This window comes from Thiomicrorhabdus aquaedulcis (assembly GCF_004001325.1).
Lineage (GTDB): Bacteria > Pseudomonadota > Gammaproteobacteria > Thiomicrospirales > Thiomicrospiraceae > Thiomicrorhabdus > Thiomicrorhabdus aquaedulcis.
Genome location: NZ_AP018722.1, coordinates 677,822 through 694,820, shown reverse-complemented (window position 1 = coordinate 694,820; position 16,999 = coordinate 677,822). Strand labels below are relative to the sequence as shown.

Annotated in this window: 12 protein-coding genes; 2 read left to right on the top strand and 10 right to left on the bottom strand. The window is 48.7% G+C overall.

Going from position 1 to position 16,999, the window contains the following annotated elements; genetic code table 11:
* Nucleotides 1–524: 524 nt before the first annotated feature.
* Together EP181_RS03085 and EP181_RS03080 are read left to right on the top strand one after the other, a co-directional pair.
* Nucleotides 525–2,339, top strand: a complete 1,815-nt coding sequence (locus EP181_RS03085) for a PAS domain S-box protein (protein WP_127470355.1) — start codon at nt 525–527, stop codon at nt 2,337–2,339.
* Nucleotides 2,300–3,478 (top strand): putative bifunctional diguanylate cyclase/phosphodiesterase, encoded by a 1,179-nt coding sequence (locus tag EP181_RS03080; RefSeq protein ID WP_127470354.1) that lies wholly within the window; start codon nt 2,300–2,302, stop codon nt 3,476–3,478. Before EP181_RS03085 ends, EP181_RS03080 begins: the two co-directional genes overlap by 40 nt.
* A 137-nt stretch (nt 3,479–3,615) precedes the next feature.
* Here EP181_RS03080 and EP181_RS03075 read toward each other — a convergent pair whose 3' ends face one another.
* From EP181_RS03075 to EP181_RS03030, 10 genes are all read right to left on the bottom strand, one after another.
* Entirely contained in the window at nt 3,616–3,861 is a 246-nt protein-coding gene (locus EP181_RS03075) for a DUF2442 domain-containing protein (protein ID WP_127470353.1), read from the bottom strand.
* A 12-nt stretch (nt 3,862–3,873) separates the two neighbouring features.
* Entirely contained in the window at nt 3,874–4,143 is a 270-nt protein-coding gene (locus EP181_RS03070; protein WP_127470352.1) for a DUF4160 domain-containing protein, read from the bottom strand.
* A 136-nt stretch (nt 4,144–4,279) separates the two neighbouring features.
* Nucleotides 4,280–5,308: a PD-(D/E)XK nuclease family protein gene (locus tag EP181_RS03065; RefSeq protein ID WP_127470351.1), complete on the bottom strand. Its 1,029-nt coding sequence runs from the start codon at nt 5,306–5,308 to the stop codon at nt 4,280–4,282.
* A gap of 5 nt (nt 5,309–5,313) precedes the next feature.
* Complete coding sequence (locus tag EP181_RS03060) at nt 5,314–7,917, bottom strand: UvrD-helicase domain-containing protein (RefSeq protein WP_194073982.1); 2,604 nt, start codon at nt 7,915–7,917, stop codon at nt 5,314–5,316.
* Complete coding sequence (locus tag EP181_RS03055; protein WP_127470349.1) at nt 7,910–10,831, bottom strand: PD-(D/E)XK nuclease family protein; 2,922 nt, start codon at nt 10,829–10,831, stop codon at nt 7,910–7,912. Before EP181_RS03055 ends, EP181_RS03060 begins: the two co-directional genes overlap by 8 nt.
* Nucleotides 10,832–10,928: 97 nt before the next feature.
* The gene (locus EP181_RS03050; RefSeq protein ID WP_127470348.1) at nt 10,929–11,762 is read right to left on the bottom strand and encodes a M48 family metallopeptidase; all 834 of its coding nucleotides are present in this window, start codon (nt 11,760–11,762) and stop codon (nt 10,929–10,931) included.
* Nucleotides 11,763–11,793: 31 nt separating this feature from the next.
* Nucleotides 11,794–13,224 carry an Asp-tRNA(Asn)/Glu-tRNA(Gln) amidotransferase subunit GatB gene (gene gatB, locus EP181_RS03045; RefSeq protein WP_127470347.1) on the bottom strand — a complete coding sequence of 477 codons (1,431 nt, stop codon included), beginning with the start codon at nt 13,222–13,224 and terminating at the stop codon, nt 11,794–11,796.
* A gap of 58 nt (nt 13,225–13,282) precedes the next feature.
* Nucleotides 13,283–14,737, bottom strand: coding sequence for an Asp-tRNA(Asn)/Glu-tRNA(Gln) amidotransferase subunit GatA (gatA, locus tag EP181_RS03040; protein WP_127470346.1), 1,455 nt, complete (start codon nt 14,735–14,737; stop codon nt 13,283–13,285).
* 7 nt (nt 14,738–14,744) lie between these two features.
* Nucleotides 14,745–15,032 carry an Asp-tRNA(Asn)/Glu-tRNA(Gln) amidotransferase subunit GatC gene (gatC, locus tag EP181_RS03035; RefSeq protein ID WP_127470345.1) on the bottom strand — a complete coding sequence of 96 codons (288 nt, stop codon included), beginning with the start codon at nt 15,030–15,032 and terminating at the stop codon, nt 14,745–14,747.
* 124 nt (nt 15,033–15,156) lie between these two features.
* The gene (locus tag EP181_RS03030; protein ID WP_127470344.1) at nt 15,157–16,998 is read right to left on the bottom strand and encodes an ABC transporter ATP-binding protein; all 1,842 of its coding nucleotides are present in this window, start codon (nt 16,996–16,998) and stop codon (nt 15,157–15,159) included.
* Between the last annotated feature and the right edge of the window lies 1 nt (nt 16,999).

Sequence of the window (16,999 nt, the reverse complement as noted above, 5' to 3'; positions counted from 1 at the left end):
AAACCTTGCAACTTTTAACGTATAAAAACTTAATTTAGCCCCGCTTAAAGACTTATTAAGCCCTTAAAAGAACTCTCAATGTACATTAAAAAGACACTTAACGGGATTAAACGCTACAATCTGTACGGTTTTTAAGTTTAATCACCAAACCAAGTTTTTTAAAAAATGGCTTAAACACCTCAGACAATACCTGTGCATGAATGAATGCAAAATGAGACCTTTGCACGAGTCAAGGCGCGGTTAAAAATGGCTAAAATAAAAATAGGCGTAAAATTTTAAGGGTAAAACGCACCTGACAAAGGTTGTCATGCTCCTTGAGCGGTAGATTATTTTCAGGTTTGCTAACAACAATCAAATACCTTTAAACCACTTTATTTCGTGCATTCACTCACGCAAACGCCTCTAAATATATTGAGTTGGATTTAATGACGGCAGATGAATATTACAAACGCTAACCCAAAAAACAACTCAAGCGACCAACTTGAGCGCGCCGAATACTTTAGCTACTTTATTTTAGGCTTAGTGTGGATAGCATTTATTATTTTTTATGCGTACAAGCCCAGCAAACCCAACAACGCTTTATTGAAAAAAACATTCAAACCCAACACATTGCTTGGCAGGCAGTACAAAAAATTCATTTAAAAGGCATAGAAGCCTACTTTGAAACCGTAGTCAATAATCCAAAAGTTATCAACAATCTTCGCCTTGCTCTAAACCCTAATCAAGCCGACATTGCCCGCGCGCAACTTTATAACGCACTTTTGCCGCTGCAAGACAAATTAGCCGCGCAAAATATGAATGTCTTTCACTTTCATACGCCAACTAACCAAAGCTTTTTACGCTTTCACCAACCCGATAAGTTTGGTGACGACTTAAGCAACGTGCGCATTTCGGTCACACGAGCTAATGCAACCTTACAGGCCGTGCATGGCTTTGAAGCTGGCCGAATAGAGTCGGGCTTTAGACATGTATTTCCAATAATTTTACACGGTGAGCACTTGGGCAGCGTTGAGCTTAGTCAATCGTTTGAACCCTTGCGCATAGAAATGGGATTACTCGACCCGCACAGTGATTTTAGCTTAATTCAAAATAAGCACGATTTAGAGCTTAAAAGTTTTAGTGAGTTTTCGGCACTCTATCAGCCCAGCTTATTCTCAAGCGATTGGCTAGAGCAAACCCATCAAACCCCTAGACCAGCTAAAGCACTGGGATCAGTTTGGCAAAGCGATGCCTCTTTGTCTAAAAAACTGAATCAGCATGTAAGTTTTGGCCATCTTCTGACCCTAGATGGGTTAACGCACTTGGCAACCTTTAGTGCTGTCAAAAACTTAGACAACCAAGTAAACGCCTATTTAGTGTCGATTAAACCCGCGCCCGAAATGGACCAGAATGTGCAATACTTTTGGTTTTACGCACTCATCAGCACGGTTACATTGCTAATATTAGGGGCGGCTATTCATCAAAATCGTCGTTCAAATCGCGCTAAAATGCAAACCACCCATTATTTAGAAAGCCTATACAACACTATGACCGAAGGGCTTTACGCCACAGATTTACAAGGCCATATAACCGAGGTAAACGAAGCCGCTTTAAAAATATTAGGCTACTCAAAAGCCAATTTAATTGGCCAAAATGCGCACAGCTTGTTTCACAATCCCAAAGAAAGCAAACATCAGACTTGCCCTATTGAAACAACAATCACCTTTGAAGGCGAACTTACTTTTATACATGCCAATGGCAAATCGTTTGCAGTCCATATATCGTCGCAACCATTGCACATGCATCAAAAATTGGCGGGCACTGTGGTGGTTTTTCACGACATTTCGCACACCAAAAAAGCCCAAGACGCCTTGCGCGTGGCCGCTACAGCGTTTGAAAGCCAAGACGGTATAATGATTACCAATGCGGCAGGCATTATTTTGCGCGTTAACCAATCTTTTTGTCGCTTAACCGGCTATGCCGCCAACGAAGTGATTGGGTTGACTCCGGCCATCTTAAACTCAGGCAAGCAAACCCAAGAATTTTACAGAACTCTTTGGGAGGTTCTAACAACCCAACATTTTTGGCAGGGTAAGATTTGGAATCGCCGCAAAGACGGTACATTGTATTTGGAATGGTTAACCATCACCGCCGTGCTCGACCCCGAGTTGAAGATTACTCAGTACGTCGCCAACTTTTCAGACATTACCGAAAGCCATAAAAACCAAGCTAAAATTGAAAAACTGGCCTTTTACGACCCACTAACCCAACTGCCCAACCGACGTTTGCTGTGGGATCGTTTAGATTTGGCGATTCAAAAATGCGTGCGTACCCAAGAATACAGCGTGCTGCTTTTATAGATTTAGACAACTTTAAAACCCTTAACGATTCTAAAGGTCATCGAATGGGCGACTTGTTGTTAATAGAAGTAGCGCACCGCTTAAAAAATGCAGTGCGTGAAATAGACACCGTGGCGCGCATTGGCGGTGACGAATTTGTAGTGCTTATTGAAGGCATTGGCTTCGACTGCGTAAGTGCGTCTGAATTATCCGCCGATATTGCTCAAAAAATTCTAGCGGCCTTTGAAGCCGACTTTATCTTAGAAAATATCACCCATCATTCAAGCCCCAGCATCGGCATAGACCAATTTGGCCCCAAAGCTGAGAGTGCCGAATCAATTATTATGCATGCCGATATGGCCATGTACGAGGCCAAAAAACAAGGTCGCAATACCGTAAGATTTTTTAATAACGACATGCAAATTAAAATAGAACACCACGCGGCCATGCTTAGCGATTTGCGTCAAGCCGTAGTGCGTGGCGAGTTTGAACTGCACTACCAGCCGCAAATAAATCAGCACTTACGCATTACAGGTTGCGAAGCCCTTATTCGTTGGAACCATCCACAAAAAGGCATGATATCGCCTGCCGAATTCATTCCCTTAGCCGAAGAATCTACTTTAATTTTAGCCTTGGGCGAGTTTGTTATATACCAAGCCTGTCAGCAACTACGACAATGGCAAACCCACGACCAATTACGCCATGTGCAAATTGCGGTAAACGTGAGTCCTAAACAATTTGCGCACGAACAATTTGTACCCAATCTGCTCAAAACTATACAAGACACCGGCATTAACCCAACGTGTTTAAAACTTGAGCTCACCGAAAGCTTAGCCATTCAAAACATAGAACAGACCATTCAAACCATGCAACAACTTCGTTCAATAGGCATTCAATTTTCGATGGACGACTTTGGCACAGGTTACTCATCACTGTCGGTTATTAAACAACTGCCGCTGGCGCAAGTCAAAATAGACCAATCGTTTGTTAAAGGCTTAGAGCGCGAACGCAATCAAGAAAACGTTACCATTGTACAAACCATTTTGGCCATGGCAAAAGCCTTAAAACTCGAAGTGGTCGCCGAAGGCGTTGAAAACCCAGCAGCAACGTCAAATACTATTAGAACAAGGCTGCACGCTGTACCAAGGCTATTTGTTTAGCAAACCCTTGCCCATCAACGAATTTGAAGCCTTCTTTAACGCACAAACCCTTCAAATAAATCTGACCAGGCCTGGTTAAAAGAGGATTTTGCGCGAGTGAAGTGATGCCCACCTATTAATGCGCCATTAACGCACTATTACTGCGCCGCCTGTAATGGTTTAGAGCACAAATAAATCGTATCGGGTGAAATATCCAACTCATTAGGCCAGCAAACGGTGTCCCATGCGATGAATGCTCGCCTAAAAAAGTCGGGATTTTTTAATTGCACAAACACCCCTTTTTCTAAAAAAGGCGAAACATCAAACAACCTCTCTTCACCCGTTTTAAATGTAACCGCCAACTGATAATTATCAAGTGGTTTTACTGAACTGACTAAATGCATTTAAAAGCCTCGTTATTTTAAAGGTTCAATTTTAAATGGCGGCAGGCCATTCACAGCCAACTCCCAATCTGCCATCAATGACTCGCGGTGAATCTCAATCCATGCCTGAACTAAACGCTGTTTGTTTAATGGAATATTTCCTGACAACAAATCACCATCTTCAATGGAAAAAGAAGCGTCATAATCCTGAAATTTAGCGTGAATATGTGGCAAGTTGTGTCGTTCATTATCAAAAAAGTATAAATAAATCACAATCCCATAAAACATCGAAATGGTTGGCACTTATATTACTCCTCATACTTTATTGTCTTTGAGAGACCTTTGACTTTCATTTTTTTCAAACCGTGATCAAAGGTCAATTAAACCACGAATGCTTATACGCCAAACATATCAAATATCCAAGTGTATTAAACTTTTTTCACCCCTCCACCGCCAACTCAACCCATTCATTAAGGTCGCTAAAATACAGCACCCATTTTTGGGGTCGGTTTTCAAGTTGGGCAAATAACGCGCCGTAGCGCGCTAATTGTGGCTGGTAGTGGGTTATTTTGGCGTTTATAAAGGCTTGGCGTTCGGTTACATCAAGCGCACGCCATTCACCGACAAACGCACTGGTTTTGTAATCAATAATCCAACGCGTATTGGCGTCATCCACAAACGTTCGGTCTACCACATGCAGATTAAGTTGGTTGGTTTGTTGAAGATGTTCGATGGATTCGTCAACGGTTGCGTCACTTAATTGCGTGCTCACCAACGCCAGCTCGGTCGCCGATTCGTCCCAATGGTTGCTCAACGCCCAACGCACTTGCGCATGGCTTAACGCATTTTGTAACGACTGCTGCACCCGCGCGAGCGCAACGGGTAAATCGTCGATAACCCCTTGCTGCGTTAACCAGTGGGCGTAAATGGGTTGACGTTGCAGCAGTTGCGCCGCAACATTCGCTAATGGCCAGTGTTCAAGCCCTTGTACCACCACATGCTCTAACACTTTATGCACCAGTTTACCCACTTCGGTATTAAGCAATGCCGATTCGACCAGGCCTGGTAAGGTTTCATTTACCGGGTTTTTAACCTGATCAGCCAGCTTATTTACCGCAACGTCTTTTAACATGAGTGCTGAGGGTTTAAATCCAACTCGTTCAAGCGGCAACCGACTGACTTTTATGATGGGTTTAAGCGCATCGACTTGGCTTGGCGCGGGCTCAAACGCTTTGGCCAAGGCCACAAATTGCGCCGCCACGCACGGCCAGAGAGGTGCCAGCAAACTGCTGCTGGGTGGTTTTAGCGTGTCGGTAAAACCGCTGTCCAAGGTATCGCTGTCCTTGTCCGACAGTTGAAAACGCACGCTGCCAAACAGGTGCAATTGGCATTTGGCCCGGGTACACGCCACATAAAACAGACGCGCCAACTCATAGTCTTGCTTTTGCTGCTCAAAGCGTTTTAACAACTTGCTTAAAGGCGACGCGTCCTGGCCTTTTGATCAATCGGCGCAATCACCAACTGCTCAACCGGTGTTTCGTCCAAGGCGCTATTGTCCAAAAATGCAAACCAACTGACCAGTTGATGATCGTTACTGCGCGGCTTTCTGCCCAGGCCTGGTAGGATAACCGTATCAAATTCCAAGCCTTTGGATTTGTGCATGGTCATCAGCTCAATTTGCTGAGCCTCTGGCCGCGCGTCGGCTTTGGCGTACAAATCGGCCAACAGACTGTCCAGTTGGCTAAACTCCAACGCCTCGCCGTCCAACCCGGCCAAGGTGTCAAAAAACACCTGCACATTATCTAACGCCACGGCGTTTTCCACCGTTTGCGCGCCGTCTAATTGCAACCAAGTTTCGCGCACCAAGGTCGAAAATGCCACACTGCCCAAGCGCTGTAACGCGCCGTGCAAAATCGGCACAACCCCGTTTAAGCGCGTTTGCCCTTCGTCAGACAATGGCGTGGTGTTTGCGGTCAATAAACGCCACACCGTTTGATGCAACTTAGCGGGTTCGTCGCCCATCAGCGCATACAAGTCGGCCAACGACAACCCCACCAACGGCGAGCGCAGTAAAGCAATCCACGCCGGACGATCGGCCAAATGCAATAATGCGCGGCTTAACGCCAACACATCTTGCACCTCTTGACGCTCGGCCAAGCTTTCAAGTTCCACCGCTTTAAAGGCAATATTGGCGTCTTTAAACCTGCGCGCAATGCCCATTAAACTGGCGCGTGAACGCCCCAAAATGGCAATATTAGCCAACTTTTGGGTCGGATTAACCTTAGCCTGCGCCGCCAGCTCCGCTAAACGCTGTTGCACCAACGCAAACATCGCTTGGGCTTCGCTTTCGGGCGCTTGATTTAACGCCCAATGCTCGTGCACAGCGGGCGTGGCATCAGTAGACGCGGCAACCGCTGGACTGTAACTGACCGCCCCTTTTTCAATGTTATCGCGCTTTGGAAACACTTTTACAAAGGTTCGATTTACCCAATCGACCACGCCGTGCGTTGAGCGAAAGTTGACCGTTAAATGAACCGGGGTTAAACACACCTCGCCCAAACGACCTTTCCAAGCCTGCAAAAAATTGCCCACTTCGGCTTCTCTAAAACGGTAAATAGACTGCATGGGGTCGCCCACAATAAACAATGTGCGCCCATCACCGGGTTGCCAACCGGCCACCAATTTGCACATTAAACTGTTTTGCTCGGCGCTGGTGTCCTGAAACTCGTCCACCAAAATATGTTTGATTTGATAATCCAATTGCTCGGCCAGCTCGGTCGGCTCTAATGCGCTGCCCAGTGCCTGACTGGCGGCTTGGGCAATTTCGATAAAATCGGCCTGCCCGCGACTTTGAAACACCACTTTTAAATACCCCGCCGCCACCGTCAGCAGATGCACCAACCATTGCAAATTGTCCCACTGCTCTTCACTGTACTGCGGTTGCGGCAGGTTCTTTAACACCGCTAAACTTTCGACCAACTGGGCGCGATGCGGGTCGGCGTTTAAACCAGCCAACGCATTTAAAAATCGATCTTTTTGCTCTTTAGCCAAGCCTTTGCCGGCCGGAAAACCATTTTTAACCGTAACGGTTTTACGCAACCCTTTTTCATCGCTGGTTAACAGCCATTGCGCCAAGGCGCGCCAGGGCATTAAATGTTCTAAATCGGCGTGCAGTGGCCACGCGCCGCATAATGGCGATAACTGCGGTTGTTGGTTTTGCACGGCGTAATCGGCCAGTTCGCAGGCTTCTTGCAAATACGTTTGTACACCGCTTAAATGCGCAACGTGCTCATTCAGTTCGCTTTGCACAATACTGTGCAACGCGCTCTCTAAATGGAGACGCGCCTCATCTTGGTCGGTGCTGCGCAGGCGCACCAAATGCCCCATCCATTGATCACGTTTTTTAAGCATGCTCACCAATAAATTTTCGGCACGGTTAAAACGTCCATTGACCAAACGCAGTAATTGACCCACCGCGTCTTCGCAATAGGTGCTTTTTAAGGTGAGCTGCACCGCTTCTAAATACGCCAAATCGCTGTTTTGTGCCACCTGCGGTTGTGCGCCCATTTTGGAGAGTAACGGCATTTGCCCTACCAAATAGCCGTTCATGCCGTCGATGGTTTTAATGCGTAAACGATGTGGAGCTTGCAAAATATTCCAACCCAATTGGGCATCGCGTTTAAGCGCGCACACCGCCAGCGCATGGGTGTTTTGCTCAAATAAGGTTGCATTGGGTTTGGCAGCGTTTAGCCCCAGGCGCAATGCAGCCATAATGCGTTCGCGCATTTCGGCGGCGGCCTTTTTGGTAAAGGTCATGGCCACAATTTGCTCAGGCTGATTCACCTGGCCTAATAGCGCCAAATAACGTTGGGTTAAAAGGGCCGTTTTACCCGAACCCGCCGGGGCTTGCACAATAAACGAGTCAAACGGATTAATCGCCGCAAACCGCACGGCGGCATCGGGCAAATTGGCGTCTTCTTGCAACCCCAGTGCATGACTCAATTGGACGTAAGCCGCTTGGGGATTAATGTGCACTTGGTTTAGCGTCGATTCGTTATTTATAAATTCGTTACTCATGTGCGACCCCTTCGCTTTCATCGGCTTCACCTTTTAGAGCGCCCACTTGGTTTAATTGCGCCGCCACTTCCGGCAAACGCAGTGCCAAACGACCGTGCGCGTATTGCACATCCTCTAATCGGTCAAATTGCATGGGGGCAACGCCTTGCTTAATGTGTAACGCTAGGGTAAAAACTTGCTCGCGCAACGCGTCTAAAAAGTCGCTCCACGCCACTTGGTAATAGTCGCCGCCCTCTTTGTCGGCCAATTTGCTAAACACCGTGATGGTGCGTGAGTCGGGCAAAATATCAGCCGCTTGGCACAGTGCGCTGATTTTAGCGCCGTCGTCGGAGTGCAATAAACCATAGCCAATACCGCCAATGTTGTTCATATCGTTAAAGTCTTTTAAGTCGTTCAAGTCGCTGACGCTGTCTAAGCTCTGTAAGGCGTGCAAATACACCGCCAATTGCGGCGCTTTGGTGGGCGTTTTTAGCAAGTTGGTAATGTTAGCCGCGCCGGTTTTGTAGTCTAAAATAACCATTTGCGGCGTGCCACTCTGTGCATTGACTCGGTCAACCCGGTCAATAATGACTTTAAATTCTATCCCCGCCAAATGAATAAGCTGCTGTGTTTCCAGCGCCACCACCTCAAAACTTGGACGGGTTTTTTCTAAGTTTAACCACGCCAAACACAACTCACCTATTCGGGCCTGTTCAATGTGCAGATACGCCGCGGTTAACTGGCCGTGCAGTTCGCTAAAGGCTTGGGTTATTAATTCGTTTAACCGCGCTTCTAAGGCCGTTTGGCTTAACGCCAATAACGCACTTTGCGTGCGCGTCACTTGCCAAAAACGCTCTAACACCCAATGAATTAACGTGCCCTGATGGGTGTTTTGCAGTCCGTCGGTGACGGTCTGTAAGCCATACCGTGCGCCCAACCGATAATCAATAAACGCCATTAACGGACACTGACTTTGCGCCGCCAAAATACTGGTGCCACCAGGCGCTTGGCTGTGTTCGGGCATGGCGGGCGCTTGCGCGTCTTCAATCCACTCTAACGGGGCGGCGACATCGCGTTGCATAAAACTCCATTGCGCCAAGGTTTGATAAGGGCGCGGCACATACGGCGTGGTCAACATCTCGCTCAATAATGGACTGGGCAGCAACACCGCACCGGCGGTTTGTTGGGGGTAACTCCACACGGTATTGGTGGCGGCGGTTTTAAGGCGTGCGGTGATGCTTTGCGCGTACACCAGCTCACGCAACGCATCGCAACGTGGTAAACCGGCTTGGCGTTGCAATCGCATGGGCAAAAACGGATTGGGATTGGGGCTTCTTGGCCAGGCCTCATCGGTTAACCCCATCACCCACAGCGCATCAAAATGTTGCCCGCCGGCTTCTAACACCCCCATAAGTTGAATGGGCTGCAACCCCTTACTTTGCGATTGATGTACCTGCTCGCCTAAAAAGCGTTTTAAGCGACTGAGCCAGTCGCCCAACCGTGCCGACGGCTTTAAAAACAGCAGCCGTGAAAACGCCTCAAGAGCCGACTGTAACGCCTTGTTTTGTTGGTATTCATCGCTGTTAAGGGTGCGCAAAGGTTGGTTAAACAGATCCAAACACGCCCGCACCGCCTGCACAAATTCGCGCAAGGTTAAGCGACTGGCCAACGTGATATTGGCTTGCTGTTCTAAGGCGTTTTTGAATTTGGCCAGGCCTGGTTCTTGCAACGCTGGGGTGGCGCTATCCAGCAATTTAGGCCATTTAAACTCGGCCCATTGCAACCCCCGCCATTTGGCTTCTAGGGTTTGGCGGGCGTTTAAATCGCCCAAGGTATAAGGTGAAATAAGCCACTGACTCCAGTTGGCAAACGAACAGGTTTTGTGCGGCTGCAATAACAACTCGACCCCCAACAAGGCGTTTTTAACCAAAGGCAATTGGCTTAATGGCTCGCCCAACGACAAATTGTAAAATGGCGGTTGCACGCTCACACTGCGCAGCGGTTGCAGGCCGGCCAAATACAATTGCTCGTCTAACGCTTGGGTTAATAACGCTTTGTGATCGGCCAAGTTGGGGGCGACCACGCCAATTTTTATGCGCAGGTTTTTTTGATTGGGGTTTTGATTGCTGTCTTTGCACTGCGACAAACGTTGCCACTGTTCAACACACCACAGCGCCACTTGCTGCGCTTCGTCAACCGCATCGGCGGCCATGTACAAAGCGTGCGCAGTGTTTTGGGTCTGTATCGCCGCCGTGGACAACGTGGGCAACTCAATAATGGCCTTAACACCGCGCTGTTGCACAATGGTTTGCCACGCTAAAAGCTCAGGTGTTAACTCATCAAATCCCACTACGTTAAAGGCCAACGGCAAACGACCTTTACCTTGCGCCAACCAAACCAAACGCTGCTGACTCAATAACGGCTCGTCCAGCCAATTATGGCGTTGCAACAGTTGGCGATAACGCTGCTGGCACCGTTCAAATAACGCCACCTCTTTTGATGTGCCGCCTTGTGCCAACGTGGTTTGCCACAGTGCGTCGTCTAACCAACCTTGTTGTAATGACCAGGCCTGGTAAAGCTGTTTGGCGGTGCTGGAGGGGTTTAACAACTCGATGGGTTCTGGTATGTCATCCTCTTGTACCAGATTATCGGCACTTAACTTTACCCATTCATTCAGTTCTTGCTGTAACACCTCTTCCCACAAAACCTGCGCTTCAAAAGCGTTTAAATGGCGCTGGCTCATCTGTTCTAAAGAGAGTTCACCGGCCAAAATTACCTCATCCAACCACGCATTCCACCACTGACTAAACGACATAATTTGGGGCAACACGCTCACCGCACGGTCGCCCAATGCATCGTGTTTAAGGCTTTGCGCCAAACGACTGTTGGCGGTTAATATCACGGTGGAACCATCAAAATCAGAAATTAAACTCATGGCGCTCTGCTGTTTTAAAAGGTGCGGTTAATAGGTGTGACTACGGGTGCGATTAAAAATTGCAACGAAAAGTTGCAACTAATGGTTGCGACAAATCCTAAACCCCGTCTAAAAAGGTAATTAAACGGCGGCCGTGGGTTTTTAAATAGGCTTTTGCGGCGGGCGTTTGCGGGTAGTATTGGCTTACCAGGCGCCAAAAATGCGCCGAATGATTGGCGTGAATAAGATGACACAGTTCGTGCACAATCACATAATCGACCACAAATGCTGGGGCTTGCATTAAGCGCCAGTTAAATTGAATGCGTCCGTCGGTGTAACAACTGCCCCAACGCGATTTGTAGGTTTTAATGTGCAATTGACGCACATTTACTCCAATGTGTTGCGCGTAATGTGCCAATTTTGGGGCAATGTAGGCGTGAGCGCGCTCCATAAGCTGCTGTTTAAACGCGCTGGGCAAATGCGCTTGCACCGCTTCTAGCGCAGGCGCGTGCACGCCCAAGACGTTGTCGTCCCACCGCCATTCAACATAATTGAGCGCATTATTAAGCGCCTTATTAAGCGTATTAGAAGACTGAAAAGAAGCAGACAACGAAGAATTAACCAGGCCTGGTAACACGCGCACGGTGACGTGGTTGCCCAACCACTCAAACTGCGCCCCGTCTTGCACCTTAAATGCGGGGTTTGCGCTCGACGCTAGCGCGTATGGTGATTGCGGTGATTGCGGTGATGGTGGCACGCGTTGCGCATAGCGTTCTAATTGCTCAACTAACCAGGCCTGGTGAACGCTGAGCAAACGCATTATGTGTGCCTGCGACAAATGCCGAGGCACCAATAACGCCACGCCGCTGGGTTTAAATTTAAGCGCCAACGATTGCTTGCGCGTGGTGCGCACCAACGCCACCGTATGCGCGCCAATTTGCACCTGGTTCATGCCCTAATTAACTTACGTTAGCTTAGCTTGCTTAGCTTAACTTGCTCAACAAAATTTGATTCACTTGCGCTGGGTTGGCTTGCCCACCCGACACCTTCATAATTTGCCCGACAAAATAACCCAACATTTTTTCTTGCCCAGCTTTAAAGGCCGCCACCTGATTAGGATTATTGGCCAACACCTCGTCCACCAAGGCCTCAATGGCGCTGCTGTCGGTAATCTGTTTTAGGCCTTTGGCCTCAATAATGTCGTCGGCCGAACCCTCGCCCGCCCACATGGCATCAAACACCTGTTTGGCAATTTTGCCCGACAGCGTATTGTCTAAAATTCGGCCGATTAAACCGGCAAACTGTTCGGTGCTCACCGGCGCTTGCGCCACGTCTAACCCATCGCGATTTAACGCGGCTGAAAACCCAGCCAACATCCAATTAGCGCATAACTTAGGGTCTTTGGCATCGGTTTTAGCCAACAAGTTTTCAAAGTATTCGGCCATGGCGCGGCTGCTGGTAAGCTGAGTGGCGTCGTATTCGCTTAAGCCAAACTGGCTCACAAAACGGTCGCGTTTGGCGGCAGGCAGTTCGGGCATGGTGGCGCGTATCGCGTCAATATCGGCTTGGGTAATCATCACCGGCAGTAAATCGGGGCACGGAAAATAACGGTAGTCGTTGGCTTCTTCTTTGGTGCGCATAGAACGGGTGATGTTCTTTTCGGCGTCGTACAAACGGGTTTCTTGCACCACTTTGCCGCCGCTTTCTAAAATGTCTATTTGGCGTTCAATTTCAATTTCGATGGCTTTTTCAATAAACTTAAACGAGTTGATGTTTTTAAGCTCGGCACGTGTGCCCAAAGGCTCGCCAGGGCGACGCACCGACACGTTTGAATCGACCCTAAACGAGCCTTCTTGCATATTGCCATCGCAAATGCCCAAATACTGCACCAGTTCGTGCATTTTTTTGGCGTACGCCACCGCCTCTTGCGCCGAAGACATGTCGGGGTCCGAGACAATTTCAAGCAACGGTGTGCCGGCTCGGTTTAAATCGACCCCGGTTTGCCCAGTCACAGCGCCGTGAATCGACTTACCGGCGTCTTCTTCAAGATGCGCGCGGGTTACGCCAATGACTTTTTTAACGCCATCGACTTCAATTTCTAACCGCCCTTTACCGACAATCGGAAAATTAAATTGTGAGGTTTGGTAGCCTTTAGGCAAATCGGGGTAAAAATAGTTTTTGCGGTCAAACACCGATTTACGGCCAATTTCGGCCTCCAGCGCCAAACCCAATAAAATGGACTTGCCAATGACCGCTTGATTTAACACCGGCAACATACCCGGCATAGCCAAATCAATGGCGCAGGCCTGGGTATTGGGCTCTGCGCCATAGGCTATGGACGCCCCCGAAAAAATTTTAGATTGCGTGGTTAATTGCGCGTGTATTTCTAAACCGATGACGACTTCCCAACTCATGGTGTTTTCCTACTCAAAATTTTGATGACTGCTTTTATGGCGATAACGATGGCAATAATTATTTATATTGCGCTGGCATTTTAGTGTGCCAATCGGTGACCTGCTGATATTGGTGCGCAATATTAAGCAATTTAGACTCGCTAAAATACGGCCCCACCAAATGCAATCCCACTGGACGACCTTGTACAAACCCCGCAGGTATCGACATGGCCGGCAAACCGGCTAAATTCACCGGAATAGTGTACAAATCGGCTAAATACATGCTGGTTGGGTCGTCGGTTTTTTCGCCCAAATTAAACGCGGGCGTGGGGGCAACAGGCCCCATAATCACGTCGCATTGTTCAAAAGCACGCTTAAAATCGTCGCTGACCATGCGGCGTAATTGCTGGGCTTTAACGTAATACGCATCGTAATATCCGGCCGACAACGCGTACGCGCCCACCATAATGCGGCGTTTTACTTCGGCACCAAAGCCTTCGGCGCGCGAACGGCGGTATAAATCTTGTAAATCAACTGGGTCTTTTGCGCGGTAGCCATAGCGCACGCCATCAAAACGCGACAGGTTAGACGAGGCTTCTGCCGGCGCCAACACGTAGTACGCAGGCACGGCCAAATCTTTGTTGGGCAAATGCACCGTAACAATCTGCGCGCCCAATTTTTCGATTTCAGCAATGGCGTTTTTAACCTGGGTTTCAACCGCAGGGTCAAGACCTTCGCCAAAGTATTCGGCCGGCACACCGACTTTAAGGCCGTTTAACGACTGATTAAGCTGGGTGGTGTAATCGTCTTTAGGGCGTTCTAAACTGGTGGAGTCGCGCGCATCAAACCCCGCCATGGCGCTTAGCAACCAGGCGGCGTCTTCGGCCGAGCGCGTCATAGGGCCGGCTTGATCAAAACTAGAGGCATAGGCAATAATGCCAAAACGTGACACTGCACCGTAAGTCGGTTTAATACCGGTAATGCCACAAAACGCCGCCGGCTGTCTAATAGAGCCGCCCGTGTCGGTGCCCGTGGCTAAGGGCGCTAAACCGGCGGCAATCACCGCGGCCGCGCCACCCGACGAACCACCGGGTACGGCTTGATGATCCCACGGATTTAACGTAGGGCCGTAATAACTGCTTTCGCTTGATGAGCCCATGGCAAATTCGTCCATATTGGTTTTGCCTAAAATGGGCATGCCAATCTGGTTTAACAGCTCCACGACGTGGGCGTTGTAGGGGGCAATAAAGTTGTCTAACATTTTAGAGGCGCACGAGGTTTTAACGCCGTCGGTGCAAAAAATGTCTTTGTGCGCGACCGGAATCCCAGTTAAAAACTCGCCCTGGCCGGCGGCTAATTTTTTGTCGGCGTCCGCTGCCATGGACAAAGCCAACTCAGGCGTTACGCTAATAAAGGCGTTAAGGGTTGGGTCAAATGCGCTAATGCGGTCAAGATAATGCTGGGTCAGTTGCACGCTGGTAATCTCACCGCTGTGCAGTTTTTGGCTCATCTGTTTTAACGTTAGGGTATGCATAGGGCTCTCATTCAATCACTTGGGGAACTAAATACAAGCCGTCTTGCGCGCTGGGGGCAATGGCTTGAAATTTTTGACGTTGATTGGTTTCAGTGACCACATCGGCACGTAAGCGCTGCATTTGGTCTAACGGGTGCGCCATGGGTTCAACGCCTTGCGTGTTGGCGGCCTGCAATTGCGAAAACAACTCTAAAATGTTCGAAAGTTTATGCGCCACCTCATCAACCTCACTGGGATTGACCTGAATGGCGCTTAAACGAGAAATATATGCCACCTCTGCTTGACCTATTGACACATGCCCTCCTTGGGAAAACTTTGGGTAAAGGTAAAAAATTTAATCGCGTAAAATACCACATTTGACCAGGCCTGGTCAAAGTGGCTTAAAGGTTTAAAAGGTTTTAAGACTTAACAACCTGCGGTCAACGATACAACTTATGGTACGTGCCTTGTTGCGCTAATAAGTCTTCGTGGCTGCCGCTTTCAATAATATGACCGTCTTCAAACACCAAAATACGATCTGCTTGGCGAATAGAACTTAAACGGTGCGCCACAATCAGCGTGGTACGATTTTCTAAAAACGGCGCGAGTGCCAAATACAACTGGCGCTCGGTTTCCATGTCCAGCGCCGACGTGGCCTCGTCCATAATCACCACTTTGGGGTCTTGCAAAATCATGCGCGCAATGGCCAAGCGCTGGCGTTGCCCACCCGATAGTTTAATGCCGTTGCGTCCCACAATCGACTCCAATTGCAGGTCGAGTTTTTTAACGGTATCGGTTAACTGCGCCAAACTCAGGGCGTGCCACAAGGCCTCGTCGCTCATGGGTTGCCCCAAGGTTAAGTTAAAGCGAATGGTTTGGTGAAACAACACCGGTGCTTGCAGCACCGTAGCCACATGGGTACGCACCACCGATTGACCAATGAGTTCAATGGGGCAATCGTTGTACAACACTTTGCCCGAGCTGGCCTCGTAAAAGCCCAATAGCAGTTGCACCAAGGTGGTTTTGCCACCGCCGCTCGCCCCCACCAGGGCGAGTTTTTCGCCCGGTTTTATTTCAAAGTTAAGGTGATTAAGCACCAAATCGGTTTTACCGGGGTAGTGAAACGCCAGGTCTTTCACCGCCACGCTCACCCCGCCAACGGCCTGGTTACCCACAAACGGATTAACGGTTTGTGGATAGGCGGGTTCTTGTTGCAAGTCCAACACTTCGTTAACCCGTTGCAACGCGCCACTGGCGGCACTGTAACTGTATTGAATGGCCAAGATTTCTTGCACCGGTCCCATCATAAACCACAGGTACCCAAACACGGCAATCATCTCACCAATGGACAGGTCGGCAAACACCACCATGAGCATGCCGGCACCTCTAAAAATATCAAAGCCGACTAAAAAAATCATAAACGAAAAACGGCTCGCCGCATCGCTCTTCCAGGTAAAGGCTTCGGAATGGTGGCGAATGGCTTTGGCTTTGCCTCTAATTCGGTCAAAAAATGAGCTGTCTTGATTGGCCGCACGCACTTGTTGTAATGCGTCTAAGGTTTCGGTCAGCGATTGTTGAAACGCATCCATCGCTGAGTTTTCGTCTTTTTTAAGGGTTTTAACCTTACGCCCCATGCGCATTGTAAAGTAGATCACAATGGGGTTCATCAACACAATAAACAGTGCCAGTTGCCAGTGCAACCAAAGCAAAATGGCGGTCATGCCCACCAAACTAAACACGGCAATAATCAGCTTGCCTACGGTGGTGCCTAAAAAGTTATCAATGGTGTTGACGTCGTTTACCATGGTGGCCGACACACTGCCACTGCCCATGGTTTCGTATTGCGCCATGGCCACGCCTTGCACGCGCGCCAGTAAATCGCGCCTAATTTGAAACGTCACCTCTTTTGAAATCACGGTAAATTGCTGCATTTGCCACACGCCAAACACCAGTCCAAACAACCGCAAAACAATGGTAATCAGGGTGATGGCGACAATGTAGTAAATCGCACCATGCCACTCGGGTGTAACCAGGGTGTTTAAAAACCCGACAATAAATCCAGGTTTATCCAGCAGCACTTCGTCGACCAAAAACGGCAACAACATGGGCAGCGGCACGGTCATTAGCACGGCTAAAAAGGCGATAATATGCGCTTTAATTAACGCCGCTTTATGGCGCACCACCAATTCAAAAATGCGCTCCCACGTGTAAGAGCGTTCGGACAAAGCCACCACCTTTTTAACCAGGCCTGGTGAACCCGCTGAAGACGCGACAGGACGCATA